The organism is Arthrobacter sp. TJ-254 (assembly GCF_058269175.1).
The window spans coordinates 246,895-265,939 of record NZ_JBZCNF010000002.1 but is presented as its reverse complement, the minus strand read 5'-3'; the positions used below and the strand labels follow the sequence as shown (position 1 = coordinate 265,939).

General features: G+C 67.7%; 15 protein-coding genes and 1 tRNA gene. 7 read left to right on the top strand and 9 right to left on the bottom strand.

The features are described from left to right. The first annotated feature begins 2 nt into the window (after positions 1-2). The 5 genes from AC4D14_RS06300 (at position 3) to AC4D14_RS06280 (ending at position 5,746) form a co-directional block, all read left to right on the top strand. On the top strand, positions 3-950 hold the full coding sequence (locus AC4D14_RS06300) for a metallophosphoesterase (RefSeq protein WP_490900834.1): 948 nt from the start codon (positions 3-5) through the stop codon (positions 948-950). 99 nt (positions 951-1,049) lie between these two features. Next, positions 1,050-2,924: an ABC transporter ATP-binding protein gene (locus AC4D14_RS06295; protein WP_490900832.1), complete on the top strand. Its 1,875-nt coding sequence runs from the start codon at positions 1,050-1,052 to the stop codon at positions 2,922-2,924. Further along, positions 2,921-4,759: an ABC transporter ATP-binding protein gene (locus AC4D14_RS06290; protein WP_490900830.1), complete on the top strand. Its 1,839-nt coding sequence runs from the start codon at positions 2,921-2,923 to the stop codon at positions 4,757-4,759. Before AC4D14_RS06295 ends, AC4D14_RS06290 begins: the two co-directional genes overlap by 4 nt. A gap of 96 nt (positions 4,760-4,855) precedes the next feature. Beyond that, a tRNA-Pro gene (locus AC4D14_RS06285) sits at positions 4,856-4,929 on the top strand. Positions 4,930-5,122: 193 nt separating this feature from the next. Next, entirely contained in the window at positions 5,123-5,746 is a 624-nt protein-coding gene (locus AC4D14_RS06280; protein WP_490900829.1) for a hypothetical protein, read from the top strand. Between the two features lie 29 nt (positions 5,747-5,775). On the opposite strand, the gene AC4D14_RS06275 is transcribed toward AC4D14_RS06280, so the two are convergent. The 5 genes from AC4D14_RS06275 to purD form a co-directional block, all read right to left on the bottom strand. Beyond that, positions 5,776-7,539 carry an ABC transporter ATP-binding protein gene (locus AC4D14_RS06275; protein ID WP_490900827.1) on the bottom strand — a complete coding sequence of 588 codons (1,764 nt, stop codon included), beginning with the start codon at positions 7,537-7,539 and terminating at the stop codon, positions 5,776-5,778. A gap of 1 nt (position 7,540) precedes the next feature. After that, entirely contained in the window at positions 7,541-7,771 is a 231-nt protein-coding gene (locus tag AC4D14_RS06270; protein ID WP_490900826.1) for a hypothetical protein, read from the bottom strand. A gap of 138 nt (positions 7,772-7,909) precedes the next feature. Further along, on the bottom strand, positions 7,910-8,215 hold the full coding sequence (locus AC4D14_RS06265) for an EthD family reductase (RefSeq protein ID WP_490900824.1): 306 nt from the start codon (positions 8,213-8,215) through the stop codon (positions 7,910-7,912). 249 nt (positions 8,216-8,464) lie between these two features. Continuing rightward, on the bottom strand, positions 8,465-9,370 hold the full coding sequence (locus AC4D14_RS06260) for a phosphoribosylaminoimidazolesuccinocarboxamide synthase (RefSeq protein ID WP_490900822.1): 906 nt from the start codon (positions 9,368-9,370) through the stop codon (positions 8,465-8,467). Further along, positions 9,367-10,665: a phosphoribosylamine--glycine ligase gene (purD, locus tag AC4D14_RS06255; RefSeq protein ID WP_490900820.1), complete on the bottom strand. Its 1,299-nt coding sequence runs from the start codon at positions 10,663-10,665 to the stop codon at positions 9,367-9,369. The genes AC4D14_RS06260 and purD overlap by 4 nt, the downstream gene beginning before the upstream one ends. A gap of 142 nt (positions 10,666-10,807) precedes the next feature. Between purD and AC4D14_RS06250 the strand changes: the two genes are divergently transcribed. After that, on the top strand, positions 10,808-12,067 hold the full coding sequence (locus AC4D14_RS06250) for an MFS transporter (RefSeq protein ID WP_490900818.1): 1,260 nt from the start codon (positions 10,808-10,810) through the stop codon (positions 12,065-12,067). Between the two features lie 145 nt (positions 12,068-12,212). Here the strand turns inward: AC4D14_RS06250 and AC4D14_RS06245 are convergent, their stop codons facing one another. From AC4D14_RS06245 to AC4D14_RS06235, 3 genes are all read right to left on the bottom strand, one after another. Next, positions 12,213-13,121 (bottom strand): NAD(P)-dependent oxidoreductase, encoded by a 909-nt coding sequence (locus AC4D14_RS06245; protein WP_490900816.1) that lies wholly within the window; start codon positions 13,119-13,121, stop codon positions 12,213-12,215. 36 nt (positions 13,122-13,157) lie between these two features. Continuing rightward, positions 13,158-14,084 carry an SDR family NAD(P)-dependent oxidoreductase gene (locus tag AC4D14_RS06240; RefSeq protein ID WP_490900814.1) on the bottom strand — a complete coding sequence of 309 codons (927 nt, stop codon included), beginning with the start codon at positions 14,082-14,084 and terminating at the stop codon, positions 13,158-13,160. Positions 14,085-14,279: 195 nt separating this feature from the next. Then, on the bottom strand, positions 14,280-15,107 hold the full coding sequence (locus AC4D14_RS06235; RefSeq protein ID WP_490900812.1) for a helix-turn-helix domain-containing protein: 828 nt from the start codon (positions 15,105-15,107) through the stop codon (positions 14,280-14,282). A gap of 354 nt (positions 15,108-15,461) precedes the next feature. On the opposite strand from AC4D14_RS06235, the gene AC4D14_RS06230 reads away from it, so the two are divergent. Next, positions 15,462-16,988, top strand: a complete 1,527-nt coding sequence (locus AC4D14_RS06230) for a SulP family inorganic anion transporter (protein ID WP_490900810.1) — start codon at positions 15,462-15,464, stop codon at positions 16,986-16,988. Here AC4D14_RS06230 and AC4D14_RS06225 read toward each other — a convergent pair. Next, the gene (locus AC4D14_RS06225; RefSeq protein ID WP_490900808.1) at positions 16,985-19,018 is read right to left on the bottom strand and encodes an AfsR/SARP family transcriptional regulator; all 2,034 of its coding nucleotides are present in this window, start codon (positions 19,016-19,018) and stop codon (positions 16,985-16,987) included. The genes AC4D14_RS06230 and AC4D14_RS06225 overlap by 4 nt on opposite strands. Between the last annotated feature and the right edge of the window lie 27 nt (positions 19,019-19,045).

Sequence of the window (19,045 nt, the reverse complement as noted above, 5' to 3'; positions counted from 1 at the left end):
ACGTGAAATCGACGACGACGCAGGACGTGGGAAGGGCAGTTGCCTGGGGCGCAGGCCTGACGGCGCTGGCCGGAGCCGGAACCTTCGGGTATGCCTCGGCTATTGAACGGACCCTTTTCCAGCTCCGCGAGGAAACCGTCGCGATCCTGCCCCCGCAGACCCGTCCCCTGCGGGTGCTTCACCTCTCCGACATCCACATGACGCCGCGGGACAAGGCAAAGGCCGCCTGGCTTCGGGGGCTGGCGCGGCTTGAACCCGACGTCGTCGTCAACACCGGCGACAACCTCAGCCACCGCAAGGCGGTGGGCCCCCTGCTTGAGGCCCTTGACCCGCTGATGCGCTTCCCCGGCGTCTTCGTTCCCGGCTCCAACGACTACTACGAACCCGTCCTGAAGAACCCCCTGAGCTACTTTGCCGACCCTTCAGCCGACTCCCCCGCCAAACCGCAGCGGGACCTCCCCTGGACCGATCTCTTCACCGCCTTCGGCGGCGCGGGATGGATCGACCTGTCCAACCGCACGCAGTCGCTGGGCTTCCGTGGACTCCGCATTGATTTCACCGGCGTCGACGATGCCCACCTGAACCGCGACCGGTACGCGGGCTACCCCGCCGGCAGCAGCACCTCCGCGGAGGCGCCGCACATCCGGGTGGCCGTGACCCACGCGCCCTACCAGCGGGTTCTCGATTCGTTCACCGACGACGGCGCCGACATCATATTCGCCGGCCACACCCACGGCGGGCAGGTATGCGTGCCGGGGTACGGCGCGCTGGTGACCAACTGCGACCTTCCGACCTGGCGCGCCCGCGGGCTCACAATGTGGGAGTCCAATGGACGCCGGGTCCCCTTGAACGTTTCTGCGGGGATCGGAACCTCACGGTTCGCCCCGGTGCGGTTCGCATGCCGGCCCGAAGCCGTGCTGCTGACGCTGGTTCCGCGCACCGCGTCCTGACCGGGGCGTCCCGGGGCCGTCTTTCGCCGAGGCGACCCATCCGTCCTCGCTCCCGATATAGTTGCTGCGGGCACCGAACATCTAGCACGAAGAGCTGGCATGAATAAACAGAGCACGCTGCGCGAATCAATCGGCCGACTGTATCCCCACGTCCAGCCCATCCTGCCGCGGCTGCTGCTGGGGCTGCTGTGCGCCCTCGGTGCGAGCCTCATGGCGCTGGCCATCCCCCAGGTGTTCCGGGTTCTCGTCAATGACGTCCAGGCACAGGGCGGAACCGCCGCGACCGTCTGGGCCGCGGCCGGGCTGGTGCTGCTCCTTGGCGTCCTCGAGGCGGCCTTCGTGGCCCTGCGCCGCCAGTTCGTCATCAACCCGGCGACAACCGTCGAGACGAACATGCGCACCTCCTTCTACCGCCACCTCCAGGAACTACCCGTCGAATTCCACGACCGCTGGGGAAGCGGCCAGCTGCTCTCCCGGTCGATGACCGACCTCAACCTGATGCGCCGCTGGATGGCCTTCGGGCTCATCATGCTCGTCGTGACCTCGCTGACCGTGGCCGTCGGCGTGGTCGTCATGTTCCTGACCAGCTGGGTGCTTGCACTGATCTTCCTTGCCGCGGCGGTCCCGCTGATGATCTACGGGTTCCGCTTCCGCACCTCCTACAGCCGGGTCTCCCGCAAGAGCCAGGACCAGGCCGGCGACCTCGCCACGGCCGTCGAGGAATCGGTGCACGGCATCCGCGTCCTGAAGGCCTTCGGCCGCAGCCGTGAAGCCCTCGACGCCTTCAACCAGCAGGCCGAGGAGCTGCGCCGCACCGAAATCTCCAAGGCCAAGTCGCTGGCGAACTTCTCGATGATCGTGACCCTGCTCCCGGAAGTCGCGCTCGGAGCCTCGCTGGTCGTCGGCGTCCTGCTCGCCTCGACCGGGGAGCTCGACATCGGAGCGCTCGTTGCCTTCTTCGCCACGGCCGCCGTCGTGGCCGGCCCAGTCGAGTTCATTGGCCCCCTGTTGGCCATGACCTTCACGGCCAAGACGGCGATCGACCGCCACTACGAGGTGATGGACGCCGAAAACACGATCACCGACCCCGAGTCGCCAGCCAGTCCGGCCAACGGCCGCGGGGCCCTGGTCTTCGAGAACGTGCATTTCCGCTACCCCGACGCCGAGGACGGCAAGCCGGACATCCTCAACGGCGTTGACCTCCGCCTCGAGGGCGGCGAGACAGTGGCGCTCGTCGGCATCACCGGCAGCGGCAAGACGACCCTGGTCCAGCTCGTGCCCCGGCTGTACGACGCCACGGGCGGCAGGATCCTCATCGACGGCACGGATGTGCGCCACCTCGCCCTCGATGACCTGCGCAGCCGGGTGGCAGTCGCCTTCGAGGACACGACGCTGTTCTCGAGCTCGGTGCGCGAGAACGTGCTGATGGGGGCCGACGCCCTCAACGACGCCGAGGCGGAGACCCTCCTCGGGCAGGCCCTCGACGTGGCGCAGGCGTCCTTCGCCTACTCCCTGCCCTCCGGGCTCGACACCCTGATCGGTGAGGAAGGCCTCAGCCTGTCCGGCGGCCAGCGCCAGCGGCTGGCCCTGGCCCGCGCCATTGCCGCCAAGCCGCGGATCCTGGTGCTCGACGATCCGCTCTCGGCGCTCGATGTGCGCACCGAGGAACTCGTCGAGGAACGGCTGCGCTCGGTACTGCGCGGCACCACCACCCTCGTCGTGGCCCACCGGCCCTCGACGGTGGCCTTGGCGGACCGGGTCGCGCTGCTCCAGGACGGTCGGATCACCGACATCGGACCCCACCTCGAACTGCTCGCCCGCAACGACCACTACCGCTACGTGATCGCCAGCCTCACCGAGGAACCGGTTGATCTGGACAGCGCGGCGGAGGAGGAACCCCTCTCCGCTGCACTCCCGGCGGCGGCACTCGATCCGGCTCCGGCGGGCCGCAATGACGAGGAGGCCCTCGCATGAAAAACCGGTCGACGGCGCGCCCCGGCGGCGCAACCTCAGCGGGTGTCCTCAACGAGGACGACGTCCTGCTGAGCAGGGCACAGAACAAGTCGGTCCGGTCCCGGTCCTTCCGCCTCCTTGGATCGCTCATCCGGCCCAACCGGCGGCAGTTCGTGCTCACCCTGGTCCTCGTTGTGATTTCCCAGGCCGCGCGGGTGGCGGGACCGGCAATCATCGCCTTCGGGATCGACAGCGCCCTCCCTGCCCTCATCGCGGGCAATCCGCTCCAGTTGGTTGCCGCCGGTGGAGCTTACCTCGTTGCCGCGGTCCTGGCTGCCGTCCTCACCGCGGGCTATGTGCGGGCGACGGCGCGGCTGAGCCAGGCGATGCTGCTGGACCTGCGCCTGTGGGTCTTCCGGCACACGCAGCGGCTGAGCCTTGAGTTCCACGAAAAATACACGTCCGGGCGGATCATTTCGCGGCAGACCTCCGACCTCGAGGCCCTGCGCGAGCTGCTCGATTCGGGAATCAGCTCCCTCGCCTCGGGCGCGATCTTCATGCTGTTCACCGCGGTGACGATCTTCGGGCTCGACTGGCGCACCGGGCTGCTGATCCTCGCCGCCGCCGTGCCAATGTTCTTCCTCGCCCGCTGGTACCAGAAGCACTCGCAGACCGCCTTCCGTGCCTCCCGCGTCGTGTCGGCGAAACTGATCGTCCACTTCATCGAGACAATGACGGGAATCCGCGCCGTCAAGGCCTTCCGCCGCGAGAAGGAGAACGCCTCCCGGTACGACGAACTGGCCGAGGACTACCGCAGGGCCACCGTCCGGTCGATCAACCTGAACGGCGTCTTCCAGCCTGGACTGGCCCTGATCGGGAACGTCACGGTCGCCGTCGTCCTTGCCGCCGGGGGCTTCCGGGTGCTTGAGGGCTCCCTCGAGGTGGGCGCCCTGCTCGCCCTGCTCCTGTACAGCAAGCGCTTCTTCCAGCCGGTGGAGCAAATGGCGCTGTTCTACAACTCGTTCCAGTCGGCCTCGGCCGCCCTCGAGAAGGTTTCGGGGCTGCTGGAGGAGGTTCCCACGGTTCGACCGCCGAAGAACCCTGTCGCGCTGAGGGACGCCCGGGGGGCCGTGGAGTTCAGCGGCGTCGAATTCCGCTACGGCGACGGGCCGCTGGTCATCCCCCGCCTCGACCTGTCCATCCCCGCGGGGCAGACGGTGGCGCTCGTGGGCCAGACCGGCGCTGGGAAGTCCACGATCGCCAAGCTCATCGCCCGCTTCTACGACGTGACCGACGGAAGCATCACCCTCGACGGCGTCGACCTGCGCGGGCTCAGCACGGAGGACCTGCGGCGCTCTGTGGTGATGGTCACCCAGGAAGCGTTCCTGTTCAGCGGCTCTGTCGCCGACAACATCGCCCTCGGCCGGCCGACGGCAAGCCGCGCGGAGATCGAGGCGGCGGCCCGGGCCGTGGGAGCCGACGGCTTCATCCGCGAACTGCCCGAAGGCTACGACACCGACGTGAACAAGCGCGGAGGCAGGGTGTCCGCGGGCCAGCGCCAGCTCATCAGCTTCGCCCGCGCGTTCCTGGCCGACCCTGCGGTCCTCATCCTCGACGAGGCGACCTCCTCCCTCGACATCCCCAGTGAACGGCTTGTTCAGCAGGGCCTGCAGCAGCTGCTCGGCTCGCGGACCGCACTGATTATCGCCCACCGCCTTTCCACCGTGGCGATCGCGGACCGCGTGCTTGTGGTCCACGACGGCGAGGTGGTGGAGGACGGAAAACCCTCCGACCTCATCGGCGGCACCGGACGTTACGCGGCCCTGCACGCCGCCTGGCGGGACTCGCTCGTCTGAGGAAGGTGAAGGCGGGCCCGGGGTTTCGCCTCGCGGGCCTTCAGGGGGTATTCTTGGAAAGTTGCTTTTGCCGCAGGTTGTGCGGACGGCAGCGATCGGGGTGTGGCGCAGCTTGGTAGCGCGCGTCGTTCGGGACGACGAGGCCGCAGGTTCAAATCCTGTCACCCCGACAGTAGGGACTGCTGATCGTGAAAGAGCCTCCGCACCGCGGGGGCTCTTCCCTTTTGTCCCAAGCCGATGCCTTCAGGACCACGCAGGCCGTCCGCAGAGGCCGCCTGTCCGGTGTGTTGCCGCAGGCCCCGCGGAGGTTGTGCGGTTGTATTGAGTGGCAGAGAAACCGCTGACGCGGAGAGGTGGACGAGGATGCACAACGCCGCGCAGGTCGTGGAGAGGTTCGGCCCCACGCTCGACCGCGTCGCGGGCCTCATCAACGCGGCGGCGGAAAAGGCCGTTGCCCACTACCTCAGCGAATACGAACCGGTTGAATTCGTACGCCGGGAGATCTACCGGCATGCCACCCGGGACCGGGTGTGGAACATGCTGCTGGGAAATCCGGTCCTCAACAACACCGGAATCGTCGCGGTGCCGAACAGCAAGGGCGGGTATCTCTCGGCCGAGGGCGTGGGGAGGATCCACATCCTGACCCGCCCGCCGGGCATCACCCTGCTGCCCGACACCGACCCCGACCAGTATTCGCTGTTCAACCTTCCCGAACCCGACGAGACGTTCCTGCCCGCACCCGAGCCGTGGAGCATCAACGCCCTGCAGACGGCGATCTACTGGGATCCCGCCCCCGACGGGTCGCTGCGCCGGGCCACGGTGAACGTCGGGTACGACCTCGCGAAGATCGGCGCGGTTGTCCTCTCGGAGGCACTGCTGACGCCGCGCGGGTCAGGCTCCCCCGCACCGCGCACCCTTCAGGCCTTTGAAGCCCACATTGAAGGCCTCGACGCCCTCCTCGACATCGCGCATCACCAGGGGAACTGAACACCAGTGCTTCAACGGGCAGCCGTCCTTCAGGCGTGCTCCTCCACCATCCGCTGGCGCAGCGCGAGCTCCCGGTACAGCGCGTTGCCGGCGATCAGCTCGGCGTGGCTGCCTACCGCGGCGACACGGCCGCCGTCCAGGACAATGATCTGGTCGAAGTCGGCGATGGTCGACAGCCGGTGCGCCACCACCAGGACGGTCTTGTCCTTGGCCGACTCGGCGAGGGTGCGCTGCAGCAGCTGTTCGGTCAGGGAGTCCACCGCCGACGTCGGCTCGTCCATGAGCAGGACCGGCCGGTCGGCCAGCAGTGCCCGTGCCCAGGCGAGCCGCTGGCGCTGGCCGCCGGAGAGCCGGACGCCGTCCTCGCCGAGGTTCAGGTCGAGGCCCTCCGCCGACCGCTGAGCCAGTTCCGGCAATCCCACCTCCGTGAGTGCCCGGCGCATCTGGCCGTCCGTGGCCTCCGGTGCGCCGAGCCGGAGGTTGTCGGCAAGGGTTCCGCTGAGCACGGGAGCCTCCTGCTCCACGAGCCCGATCCGGGAGCGGAGGGCGTGCCGCGGGAGTCCGCCGATTTCCGCGCCGCTGTAGCGGATCGTTCCGGCCGCCGGCTCGTAGAACCGCTCGAGCAGGGCGAGCACCGTCGACTTTCCTGCACCCGTCGGGCCGACGATCGCCGTCCGGCTGCCCTCGGGAATGGTGAAGGTGACGTCGTCGAGGATCCAGGCCCCGTCATCATCCGCGGCGTCGTAGCGGAAGCTGACCCCGGCAAATTCGATCGACCCGCCGGCGGGAGCGGCGCCGGAACGGGCTTCCACCTCGTCGGCGCGTTCCGGGCGGAGCCGAGCGATCTCCTGGATGCGGTCGAGGGCGGCAAGACCGGCCTGGATCTGCACGAACGCGCCCATCGCCGACGCGATCGGCAGCACGAGAAGGAACAGGTAGAGGATGAACGCCATCAGGTCACCGAGCAGCAGGTCGCCGCTTGCCACGCGCACGCCGCCCACCACCAACACCACGATGAACGCACCCTGGATGCAGATGGACATCAGCGGCTGGACAATCGCCTGCAGTTTGGCCAGCGAGATTCCGGCGTCGAAGGCGCGCACGGCTTCCCGATCAATCACCGCGGCCTCGCGGTCCTCGGCGACCGACGCCTTGATCGTGCGGATTCCGGCAAGGCCCCGCTCAACGGCCGCCGACATCGACCCGACGGCTTCCTGGACCTCCCTGCTGGTCTTGCGGATCAGGGACCCAAGGAGCAGCACGCCCCCGGCACCGGCGAGAACGGCGCCGAGGGTGATGGTGAACAGTACCGGGTCCAGCAGGACCATGAGCACCACCGCCGCACAGAACATCAGCACCGATGAAACGATCTCGAACAGGCCCGACGTGATCACCGAGCGCATGAGCGTCGTGTCGGCGCCGACCCGGGACATCAGGTCTCCCACCCGCCGCTTGTCGAATTCGCGGACCGGCAGGCTCAGCAGCTGCCCGACAAGGGACCGCCGCAGCCCGAGCACTACGGCCTCTGCCGTGCGCTGCAGCAGATACGACTGGGCGGCGCTGAATGCCGCCTGGCCGAGGGTGATCCCGATGAGCAGCCAGACGAAGAGGACGGCGGGATTCCCGGCAGCGACCGCGTTGATCAGCTGCTGGACCATGAGGGGCTGAAGGACCGCCAGCACTGTGGCGATCAGGGAGACAACCCCTGCCGCGGTCAGCCAACCTACATGACCGCGCAGGTACGGCAGGAACTCCCGAAGGGTGGCGCGCCGCTGCGGCGTCTCCGGAGGCACGTCAACGCCTCAGCAATCCGCCGCCGTACTTCTTGTGGACCGCCTGGCGGCTGACGCCGAGCGAACCGGCTATCTGCTCCCAGGTCATGCCGCGGGCCCGGGCGCGCCGCACCTGAACCGCCTCCACCCGCTCCAGCTCCCGCCGCAGCCGCGCGGCCGCTGCGAGGCCGGCCTTTGGGTCGTCGTCCGCCGTTGCCGACCTCACAAGATCCACCATCCCTTCAAGCTCCATGGCGTCAACCTATATTGACAAACCGAGGCCTGTCAACAGACATTGACAGGCCTCGGGTTGAACGAGAGGGCGGGGTGCTCTGCCGGACGCGGGTGCTGGAGCCGGCGGGGCGATTTCGTGCTCGGTGCGTTGGTCCTGCTACGTGCCCTCCACCTCGGAGAACAACCCGGTGAAGGTCACGCCAAGGCCGGTGAGCTGCTGGAAGAAGGCCCCGGCCTCCGGGGTGCCCACAGCGCTCGAGGCGGCGTCGTAGTCCTCGTAGTAGAAGTCGAGGGTGCGGTGGGCCGGGGCGGGCGTGCCGTCCTCCTTGGGCCACACCTTCGCCGATTCGAGCCGGAGCTGATTGGGAAGCGCCCGGGCCTTTTCCAGGAGCGACGGGAACTCACTTTCGAAGGCCTCGGGGTTGTCCGGGTTGTTGATGATGAGGGTGATTTTCGTCTGCATCGGATTTTTCTCCTCGCTGCTGGGGCGTTGCGGGCATCCAAGCCTCCTGCCGACGTCCTGCGCGGCCGGAGCGGCACCACCGGGTTCAAGCGGATTTGTGAGGCGAGTCTATCCCCGGGCGCGCTTCCGCCTCCGCCTGCGGTGAAACTTCCGGTTTCATGACGAACAATTTCGCGCCGACCCTACGGTGCGGCTCGGGTGCGGAATCGGCCCCTCAGCCGGCCATGAGTCTCCGTCCGCCGGGAGCCGTCAGGCGAAGCGCCGCCCGGTGAGCCGTTCGTAGGCCTCGATGTAGCGTCCACGCGTGCGCTCGACGACGTCGTCCGGCAGGGCCGGCGGCACGGATTCCCTGTCCCAGCCGGAGGCATCGGAGGTGAGCCAGTCGCGCACGAACTGCTTGTCGAAGGACGGCTGGGCCCGGCCCGGCTCGTACTGGGAAGCGTCCCAGAACCGCGAGGAATCGGGGGTCAGCACTTCGTCGCCGAGGGTGATGCGGCCGCTCAGCGGGTCAAGCCCGAATTCCACCTTCGTATCGGCGAGGATGATCCCGCGCTCCCGGGCGATCGCTTCGGCCCGGGCGTAGATGTCGAGGGTGAGCGCGCGCAGCTGGGCCGCGGCGTCGTCACCGACGGCCATGACGACGGCGTCGTAGGTGATGTTCTCATCGTGCTCACCCACCTCGGCCTTGGCCGAGGGCGTAAAGAGGGGAGGCTGAAGCCGCGACCCGTCGACGAGGCCCTCGGGCAGCGGCAGGGAGCAGACCGTCCGCGACTTCTTGTACTCGGCAAGCCCGCTGCCGGTGAGGTAGCCGCGGGCGATGCACTCAATCGGGTACATCTCGAGCCGGCGGCAGATCATCGCCCGCCCGGCCACGGCAGTGGGAACCCCGCCTGCAGCATCGGCGGCGACGACGTGGTTGGGCACCCCGGTGAGACGCTCGAACCACCACAGGCTCAGCTGGGTGAGCACCCGGCCCTTGTCCGGAATCTCGGTGGCGAGCACATGGTCGAAGGCGCTGATCCGGTCACTGGCCACGACGAGCACCGTGTCGGGGTCCCCCGTGCCCGGTTCGGGCTCGTACAGGTCGCGGACCTTTCCCGAATACACATGGGTCCATCCCGGCAGTTCGGGGTGGGCCGGGGCGAATCCTGTCACGAACCCGCCGCCGGGACCGGCGAGGCAGCGAGGCCGAGCTCCCCGCGCGCGGCCTTCAAAGCGATGTCGGTGCGGTACTGGCCGCCGTCGAGCTCAAGCTGGGCCATGCCGTCGTACGCTTTCTCGCGCGCGTCAACCAGATTGTCGCCGAGCCCGACGACGGCGAGCACGCGCCCTCCGGAGGCGACCGTCTTGCCCTCGGCCCCGGTTGTGCCGGCGTGGAGCACCTGCACGCCCTCGATGCGCGCGGCCTTCTTGAGCCCGCGGATCCGGCCTCCGGTACGCGGCTGGTTCGGGTAGTTCTCGGCGGCGAGCACCACTGCGACGGCGCTGCGCGGCGACCAGTTGAGGGAGTCGATGCGGTCAAGGCCTCCCTTGGCAGCGGCGAGCAGTACACCGCCCAGCGGCGTCTTCAGGCGGGCGAGGACGGCCTGGGTTTCCGGGTCGCCGAAGCGGGCGTTGAATTCGATGACGCGCATTCCGCGCGAGGTCAGGGCCAGTCCGCAGTAGAGCACGCCGACGAACGGCGTTCCCCGGTGGGCCATCTCGTCGATGACCGGCTGCGCGACGCGTTCCACCACTTCCTCGACCAGGCCCGGCGGTGCCCAGGCCAGCGGCGAATAGGCGCCCATGCCCCCGGTGTTGGGGCCCTCGTCGCCGTCGTGGATCCGCTTGAAGTCCTGGGCCGGGGCGAGCGGCAGCACGGAGCGACCGTCGGAGAGCACGAAAAGTGAGACCTCGGGACCGTCGAGGTACTCCTCGATGACCACTGTGCCGCCGGCGTCGAAGCAGCTTTGCGCGTGGGCGAGCGCCTCGGCACGGTCCCGGGTGACAACAACGCCCTTGCCTGCGGCGAGACCGTCATCCTTCACGACATACGGTGCGCCGAAAGTATCGAGGGCCTCTTCAGCTTCGGCAGCCGTTGAGGCGACCCGCGCCATGGCGGTCGGCACGCCGGCCGCTGCCATGATCTGCTTTGCGAATGCTTTGGACGCCTCGAGCTGCGCGGCCTCGCGGCTGGGCCCGAAGACCGGGATGCCGGCGTCGGCGAGCGCGTTCGCCACTCCCGCGGCGAGGGGCGCTTCGGGGCCGATGATCACGAGGTCCGAGTTCAGCTGCTGCGCCAGCGCGGTCACCGCTGCGGGGTCGTTTGCGTCAATGGCGTGCGTTGGAACGACGGCGGCGATCCCGGCGTTCCCCGGGGCCGCATGGACCTCCCGGACGAACGGATCGGCAAGCAATGTTCGGACAATGGCGTGTTCGCGGCCACCGGGGCCAATCACAAGAACCTTCACAGTAGATCAGCGTACTGGGTGCGCAGGGCCCGGCGAAGTCCCACCCCCTTGTTACGAGAGTGATTCATGACGCAACGCGGCCGATTGGTTGTTCGGCGGGAACCCGGGAATTAGATGACTGGTCTAGTTGGTTGCAATTGCAATGCCACAAACACAAACGACTGCCACCGCCGGAACAGCTGCCCGCGGTGCGTCACTCACTCTCGCCCCGGGAATCGCCTTTCTTGGCAGCACAGTCGCTTTCATCGGCCTCTACCTTGCCGCAGGCGCACCAACACCGCTGCTTCCGCTCTACCGACAGCAATGGGACTTTCCGCCGCAGCTCATCACCCTGGGTTTCGCGGTCTACTCGGCAGGCCTGCTCATAGCCCTCCTGACCGTCGGATCGCTCTCGGACTACATCGGACGCAAGCCCGTCCTCCTCGGCGCCCTGGCCGTCCAGTTCGCGTCAACCCTCCTTTTTCTCAATGCGCCCGACATCGGCTGGGTCATCGCTGCACGTGTCGTTCAGGGTGTTGCGACCGGTGCTGCCACCAGCGCCTTCGCGGCCGCGCTTGTCGAACTCGCCCCGGCCCACCGGAAGAAACTGGGAACGATCATCGGCACCGTGGGCCTGTCCGCCGGCCTGGCATTTGGCGCGCTCCTCGCCGGGCTCGCCATCGAATACGCGCCGAACCCGAACGAGCTCATCTTCACCATCCTTGCGGCCATCAGCATCATCGGCATTGTGATCACCGCCTTCGGTCCCGAAACGGCAAAGCGGTCCCCCGGGGCCCTGCGCTCCCTCCTTCCGCGGGCAGCCGTCCCCAACGCCGCACGGAAGGAGTTCGCGGCCGCCGCTCCCGCAGTAGCCGCTGCATGGATGCTCGCCGCCCTCTCACTCGGCCTGGCCCCGTCGATCGTGCGCAATGTCTTCCAACTCGACAGCGCCCTCCTCAACGGGCTGACGGGTTTCGTGGGACCGGCGACATCAGCTGTCGCAGCGCTTGCCTTCATCCGGTTCAACCCGCGCACGGGCATGATCGTTGGAATCCTAATATCCGCCATAGGCACCGGAGGCATCCTCACCGGTGTCCTTGTCGGCAGTCTCGGCATCATGATAGCGGGCCAGTTGATTGGCGGCGTCGGGTTCGGCGCCGCGTTCACCGCCGCGCTTCGCCTGATCATGCCCCTGGCGGCGCCACAGCAGAAGGGCGCCACAGTGGCCACGGTCTACGTCGTCGGCTACATCGCCTTCAGCGTCCCGGTGATCCTCGTCGGCCAGCTGGCCGCCCCGTTGGGCTTCGTGGCGGCAATCGTCGGCTACCTGGCACTGACCGGCATCCTCTTCCTCGTCGGCCTCATCACCCAGCTCAGGATGCGCAGCCGGGACCGGCGCGCAGCCGCTCAAAGCTCCGAATGACACACGTGTAGAGCCAGACAATCTCTCGCAAGGGGCGCGGATCGATGATCCGGGTATGCCCGGATCGATCCCATGGAACGTTCGATGATCCTTGTTGGTACATCCACCGGGAGGAAGTCGAGCCGGCCGTGGTTGACCGTGTGTTCTATGCGTGGCTGTCGATCAGTTGGGCGGCGCGGGGCAGACCGTTCGCTCCCGACCGGGCGTAGCGGTCCACAACGGTCACGTTCTGGCCGAGGCTTGTCATGGCCGCGGTAAAGATGTCCATGTCGATGATCTGCAGGACCTTGAGGTGTTCGGCGTTGTGGGTGGTGACGGCCCCGGTGAGCGCCTCGAGGGCGAAGCTGCGGCCTGTTCCGGAGAGCAGCAGGTCGGTCAGGGCAGCGAGATCGAGGTTCAGGTTGTCGGCCAGGGCCAGGATGTCCTGGACATTCCTCTGGTTCATCATGAGCAGGGCGTTGTTGATGAGTTTGCCTGTCTGCCCGGCTCCCACGGCGCCCATATGGGCGACCTTCAGCGAGAAGGTGTTCAGGACGGGGCGGACCTTCTCCAACGCCTGTTCGGGGCCGCCGACGATGGTCGTCAGCCGTCGTGCTTCGGCTCCGGGGCGGCCGCCGCTGACCGGCGCGTCAAGGACGGCGACGCCCGTCTCGGCGGCCCGTTCTGCCATGGCCGAGGCGTAGCCGGGAAGTCCGGTGCCGTGGTTGATGAGAACGGTGCCCGGGCGCAGGCTTCCAAGCAGCCCGCCCGTTGTGAGGACCTCCTCGATGTCCGAGTCTTCGCGCAGGCACAAGCCGACGACGTCGCTGGCCGCGCCGAGCCCGGTCAGCCTCTCGTGCCGGGTGTAGGGCAGGCCCTCGAGGGCGGCAAGGGATGCCTCGTGGCGGACCCAGATGTGCAAATCGAAGCCCGCCTCGGCAATCGCCCGGGCCATTGGGGCGCCCTGGTCGCCCAGGCCGACCCAGCCGACCTTCAGGTGCTGGGCGGCGTCCCGGGCCGCAGCCTGGCCGCCCGGTAATTCCTCTGGCTCATTGGTGTTGGTGGTGCTGGTCATGTTCTTGTCCTTCTGCGGTGCGGAGTCGGTGGAGTTTTATGCGGCGTTCTGGGCCAGGAGTTCGGTGGCGAGGTTCCAGAGGCGTTCGGCGTTGGCCTCATCCAGGGCGTAGGGGGCTACACCGGTGTAGTCGGGACCGCGCCGGTCCACGGTAGGGGCTTCGTTGACGTCTTCGAAGTAGCGGCCGCCGATGCCTTCGAGGTCCGGCGAGGTGGCTACGTAGAGCGTGGTGGCAGCGCCCTGGGCGGGGGTTTTCTGGCGTTCGACCGGGGTGCGCAGGCCTCCGGTGTGGCGCTGGAGGTTGGTGGCGATGGCCCCGGGCATGACGGCGTTGGAGGTGATGCCGTCCTTGGCCCAGCGGTCGGTGGCGCCTACGGCAAACAGGGCCGAGGCGGTCTTGGATTGTCCGTAGGCTAGGAACGCGTCGTAGGTCACGAAGTTGAAGTGGGGGTCATCGAAGATGACCGGGGAGAACAGGTGTCCGCTGGAGCTCAGGGATACGATGCGGGCGTTGCCTGCCTCGGCCAGGGCCGGATGGAGTGCCTGGGCCAGGGCGAAGTGGCCCAGATAGTTGGTGGCGAACTGCATTTCCCAGCCCTCGGCGGTGCGTTCGAGTTCGGGCAGGGCCATGATGCCGGCGTTGTTGACCAGCACATGCAGAGGTCCACTCCATGCGGCGGCGAAGGCGGTGATTGTGGAGCGGTCGGCCAGGTCGAGCCGGCCCAGGAAGATGTTCGGGTTGCCGGTGGAGGCACGCAGTTCCGCAGCGACGGGTTCGGCGGCTTCCAGGTTGCGCACGGCCAGGGTGACCTCGGCGCCGATGGCCGCGAACGCGCGGGCCGTTTCGATGCCGATGCCCGACGCGCCTCCGGTGATGACAACGCGCTTGCCAGTAAAGTCGAGGCCGGCGGTGACATCGGTGGTGGTGGAGCTGAATCCGAAACCGGTGGTGATTCTTGACATGGTGATGAGCTTCTTTCGCTAACGCTTTGCTGTGAATACTTGGTGCGAGCGCGCGGCATTCCACAATTCCAAGGTGGGAGAGAGCGGTGCGCAGCGGCCCTGAACCAGTGTGCGCTTACCCAAAAGGGGTAGCCAGAGCCCCGGACTTCATATGAACGCCAGGGCTACCCTTGGCTCCTTCGGGCAGGATTCCGTTCAGGCGCGCGGGGCGCCCGGAGCGGTCCGCGCCAGCCGGGACAGGGCGGCCTCTGACGCACTTCCGGGTTCCGCATGATGGATCACCAGCAGGTGGCCGTCAGTGCCGGTGACGGCGAGTTTCTCGTGGAAGAGCTCCAGGTCTCCGACGAGCGGGTGGTGCAGCAGCCGTTTGCCGGCGACCTTGGGCCGGACCTCGTGGAGGCTCCATAGTTTGAGGAAGTGCGCGCTGCGCTGAGAGAGGTCAGCGACGAGGGCGGTGAGGCGTGGGTCGGCCACCCGCTCCCCCACAGCGGCCCGCAACCCGGCGGCCGCCTCCTGAACGACCTGCTCCCAGTCGTCGTACAACTCGCGTTCCGCCGGATCCAGGAATGCCTCGCGCAGCACGTTGGTGCCGGGGGCATTGCGGGGCGACAATGCAACCGCCAGGGGATTGGCCGCGAGAACGGTCATGAACCGGTCCTGCACGAACGCCGGCATGCCCAGTGTCACCAGCAGGTGCGCCAACCCCGGAGCCACGGTGTCATTCCCAACGGTGGGGGCCGGAACGGCTACGGGCTGAGCCAACCGGTGGAGGTGGATGGTTGAGGGCGGATCCAGACGCAGGGCCCGGGCGAGGGCATCGAGGACCTGCGGCGAAGGATGATGGTCCTTTCCCTGTTCAAGCCGCACGTAGTAGTCGACGCTGATTCCGGCCAGGCTTGCCACCTCCTCGCGCCTCAACCCCGCAACCCTGCGGCGCCCAAAGGTGCGCAGGTCGACGTCCTCGGGCCTGACCAGTCTGCGCCGGGCCTTGAGGTACTCACCGAACGCCGGGCTTCTTTCCACCGCTCGTTACCTACACGCAGGCGGCCGCATGAGGCGGCGCACCAAAAGGTTCGACAAACTCCTTCGCCGCTGCATGCAGGATCCGTTCCCTGGTGGCTGTCGAATCGGGCGGCATGCTCCCAGCGTAATGAATCAACTAGTCTTTACAATCCGCGCCGAGATGCTGATGAACCGAACACGTTGGCGGGGCGCCTTGAGGAAACCCAACTGGATTTCCTCAAGGTATAGGGTGGGATCGATCCTGCCGCAGCGTCATGCGCGGCCCTCCAGCACAGCGGCGTGCAGTCTCCATCCTTTCCGCCCTCCCTGGGCGATGACAGACCTCGTACGACTGCCCCAAGGAACCATCGAATCATGCCCTCATCCCCACCCGCCCCTGCTCCCCCTCACCCGAGACCTCTGGAACGTCAATCCGTCAGGCGGACCCTCCGCAGTCCCCGCCTCCTGAAAACCGAGCTCCTCGCCGGCCTCGTCGTGGCCCTCGCCCTGATCCCCGAAGCGATCGCCTTCTCGATCATCGCCGGTGTCGATCCCCGCCTCGGCCTTTTCGCCTCGTTCACCATGGCAGTCTCAATCGCGTTCCTGGGCGGCCGGCCCGCCATGATCTCCGCGGCCACCGGCGCGGTTGCCCTCGTGATCGCACCCCTCGTCGGCAGCCACGGCGTCGACTATCTCATCGCCGCCGTGATCCTGGCCGGCGCCATCCAGGTCGTCCTCGGCTTGGTCGGCGTCGCCAAGCTCATGCGGTTCATCCCCCGCTCGGTCATGGTGGGGTTCGTCAACGCCCTGGCCATCCTGATCTTCCTTTCGCAGGTTCCGGAACTCATCGGCGTGCCGTTCCTCGTCTACCCCCTCGTCGCCGTCGGGCTGCTGATCGTGTTCGGGCTCCCCCGCCTCACCACCGCCGTCCCCGCCCCTCTGGTCGCCATCGTCGTCCTGACCGTGTTCGCCGTCCTCACGAACGCGCTCGTCCCCACGGTCGGGGACAAGGGGAAACTGCCAGAGAGCCTGCCGTCCCTGTTCTTCCCGAACGTTCCCCTGAACCTTGAAACCCTCCAGGTCATCCTGCCGTTCTCGCTGGCCATGGCGGCCGTGGGTCTGCTCGAGTCCCTCATGACAGCGAAGCTCGTCGACGACATCACTGACACCCACTCGGACAAGACCCGCGAATCCTGGGGGCAGGGAGCCGCGAACATCATCACCGGGTTCTTCGGCGGCATGGGCGGCTGTGCCATGATCGGCCAGACGATGATCAATGTGAAGGCCTCCGGGGCGCGCACCCGGATCTCCACCTTCACGGCCGGGATTTTCCTGCTCATCCTCGTCGTCGCCCTCGGCGGGATCGTCGCGCTCATCCCCATGGCCGCGCTCGTGGCAGTGATGATCTTCGTGTCGATCGCCACCTTCGACTGGCACAGCATCCGGCCCTCCACCCTGAAGCGGATGCCCAAGAGCGAGACCACCGTTATGCTCGCCACCGTCATCGCCACCGTCTCGACGCACAACCTCGCGATCGGCGTCGGCGTTGGGGTCCTGGTCGCGATGGTCGCCTTCGCCCGCCGCGTCGCCCACTTCGTCACGGTGGAGCGCGCCGAACAGGGCGCCGGTTGCAGCCGGTCGGCTACCTACTCCGTCAACGGCGAGCTGTTCTTTGCTTCATCCAACGACCTCTATACCCGGTTTGAGTACGCAACGGACCCGCAGGACGTCACAATCGATTTCCACGGATCCCACCTATGGGACGCCTCAACCATCGCATCGCTCGATGCCATCGAGGAAAAATACCGCCGCCACGGCACCAAGGTGAAAATTCTGGGGTTGAACGAAGCTTCAACCCGGATGCGTGAACGCCTCGGCGGCAGGCTCGGCGCCGGCCACTAGTACGCGCAACCGCCCCGCGCGGGCTCCGTTGGATCCTGCGCTCGCAGGTGCTGCAACCGCGCCGACAGCCTCGACAGGTAGCCCGAGACGGGCCCAAGGTTGCAGAACCCACTGCCGGCCCCCGCATATTCGGTGGCCGCTTGGCGCAGTTCGGTGAAGGCCCGGCACATGACCTCGACGTCGCCGAGCGCCATGGCGGACTCTGCCATCAGGCACCAGAGCGTCTCGCGGTGATGAGTCGACGCCGGTTCAGGGGCCCCGCGAAGAGCCGCGCGCGCTTCCGGGATTTTCCCCCCGGCCAGCAGGACGAGCGGCTCCGACCAGGGCCGGTACGGCCCCCACCCGATTCCCTCTTCGGTCTGCGCCGGCCGTCCATGTCGGAGCCGCAGACACAACAGGGACAGGGCCAGGGCGCCCTGCTCCAGCCCCGGCATGCCGGCGCCGCGCAGTTGGCCTGCTGCCGCGCGAAAGGCTGCTGCCACTTCAGTGGGAGGCGCGCCGGTGAGGTCCATCCGCAGGGCGCTGTACCAGGTAGTGAAGACGCCCACCAGCGGTGATTCGTGCTTCTCCGCAAGCTCATCCGCTGCCGCCGCGTGGACATCGGCAGACTGCAAATCTCCCAGCCCCGCGCACGCCTGCATCCGGATGAGGTGCCCCAGGAGTTCATAGGCAGGGAGGTCGTACCGTTCGGACAGCTCCAAGATCTCCTGCCCGATGCGGGCGCGCTCCGGGGCCAGACCGGCCCGGTGGAACGACTGCATGAACGTTCCGTTGAGAGCAAATGCCAGCAGCGCCGGATCATTCAGGCGACGGGCAAGGCCCTCGGCTTCCTCCGCGGCATGCCGCCCCCGGCTCCCCGGATGTCCCCGGGATTCGACGGCAATCGTCGTCAGCAGCCGGGCGCGCAGCGCGTCGTGTGTTCCCTCCGGCAGCGCGGCGAGGGTCTTCTCAGTGAGGGCGAGGATGTGTGCGGTCTGGACGGGATCGTCCGACCGGGTCCAGAGAGCCGGAACATCGTAGGCCCCGATGACCCGCGCCGTGAGGTCGACGTCGCTGAGCTCCTCAGCTGCGACGACCGCCGCCAGGCGCTGCCTGCGCGCGGCCTCCAGCCCTCCGCCGCCGGTGAGTGCAAGATGCCGCAACAGTTCGACAGTCGAACGGAGCCGCCCCCTGGCACTTACCCCGGAGCTCTGGCTGTAGCTGGACAGCGTCTGGTTCCAGACAAGGTTCATCGCATCGGCCGGCCCCCTGTCCGGGTCGAGACTGGGAGACTGGTGGAGAATGTCGTGCTCGAGGGCGCGGAGCACCGAATTCGGGGACAGCCCGAGCTGGTCATTCAGCAGGGAACGGGCCCGTCGCAGCACCTCCAGGGCTTCGTGCTGGCGGCCCGATTGGTAGTGGGCCAGCGCAAGGAGGCGCCAACCCTCCTCCCGCCAGGGATGTTCCCCCACGAGAGCCTCAAGGTCGGGAACGGTGTGCACGGCCGGCCCTGCTCTGAGCTGCTCGGCCGCGCGCGCCTCCACCGCCCACAGACGGAGTCCGGTCAGCCGCCTGCGTTCGGCGTGGGACCACGGCTCGTCGGCGTAATCGGCGTAGGCGGGGCCCCGCCATAGGGAAAGGGCTTCCTCGACTGCTGCAAGTGATGGTGACGGGGCCGGACCGACAGCTGCTTTGACGGCGTCCTCGAACAGTAGGGAGTCAACGCTGCAGTGATCCAACTGCAGGGCATAGCCCGCACCGGTTGAAACGACCACCCGGGCAGGACCCCGGGCAGGGCGTTCCGGTTCAAGGGCCCGGCGCAGCGAGCCGATGTAGGTATGGATCACCCCGGTGACGTTCACCGGAGGGTCCTCCCATAAATCGTCGATCAGTGTCCCCAGCGCGACGGCACGCCCCCGCGCCGCGGCAAGCCGGGCCAGCAACGCGCGTTGTCGGGGGCCGCCAAGTGCGATGGGGCGTCGGGCGGCGTCCCAGGCAGCCGTCGTACCCAGCACGCCGATCGTCACGCCCATGTTAGGACCACCTTTCATGCCACCTGTATCAAGTGTGCCGGACGT

Bases quoted from the DNA above. Each gene is read 5' to 3' on its own strand.
- AC4D14_RS06295 (WP_490900832.1), top strand. From the start codon at position 1,050: ATGAATAAACAGAGCACGCTGCGCGAATCAATCGGCCGACTGTATCCC.
- AC4D14_RS06290 (WP_490900830.1), top strand. From the start codon at position 2,921: ATGAAAAACCGGTCGACGGCGCGCCCCGGCGGCGCAACCTCAGCGGGT.
- AC4D14_RS06280 (WP_490900829.1), top strand. From the start codon at position 5,123: ATGCACAACGCCGCGCAGGTCGTGGAGAGGTTCGGCCCCACGCTCGAC.
- AC4D14_RS06270 (WP_490900826.1), bottom strand. From the start codon at position 7,771: ATGGAGCTTGAAGGGATGGTGGATCTTGTGAGGTCGGCAACGGCGGAC.
- AC4D14_RS06265 (WP_490900824.1), bottom strand. From the start codon at position 8,215: ATGCAGACGAAAATCACCCTCATCATCAACAACCCGGACAACCCCGAG.
- AC4D14_RS06250 (WP_490900818.1), top strand. From the start codon at position 10,808: ATGCCACAAACACAAACGACTGCCACCGCCGGAACAGCTGCCCGCGGT.
- AC4D14_RS06245 (WP_490900816.1), bottom strand. From the start codon at position 13,121: ATGACCAGCACCACCAACACCAATGAGCCAGAGGAATTACCGGGCGGC.
- AC4D14_RS06240 (WP_490900814.1), bottom strand. From the start codon at position 14,084: ATGTCAAGAATCACCACCGGTTTCGGATTCAGCTCCACCACCACCGAT.
- AC4D14_RS06230 (WP_490900810.1), top strand. From the start codon at position 15,462: ATGCCCTCATCCCCACCCGCCCCTGCTCCCCCTCACCCGAGACCTCTG.
- AC4D14_RS06225 (WP_490900808.1), bottom strand. From the start codon at position 19,018: ATGAAAGGTGGTCCTAACATGGGCGTGACGATCGGCGTGCTGGGTACG.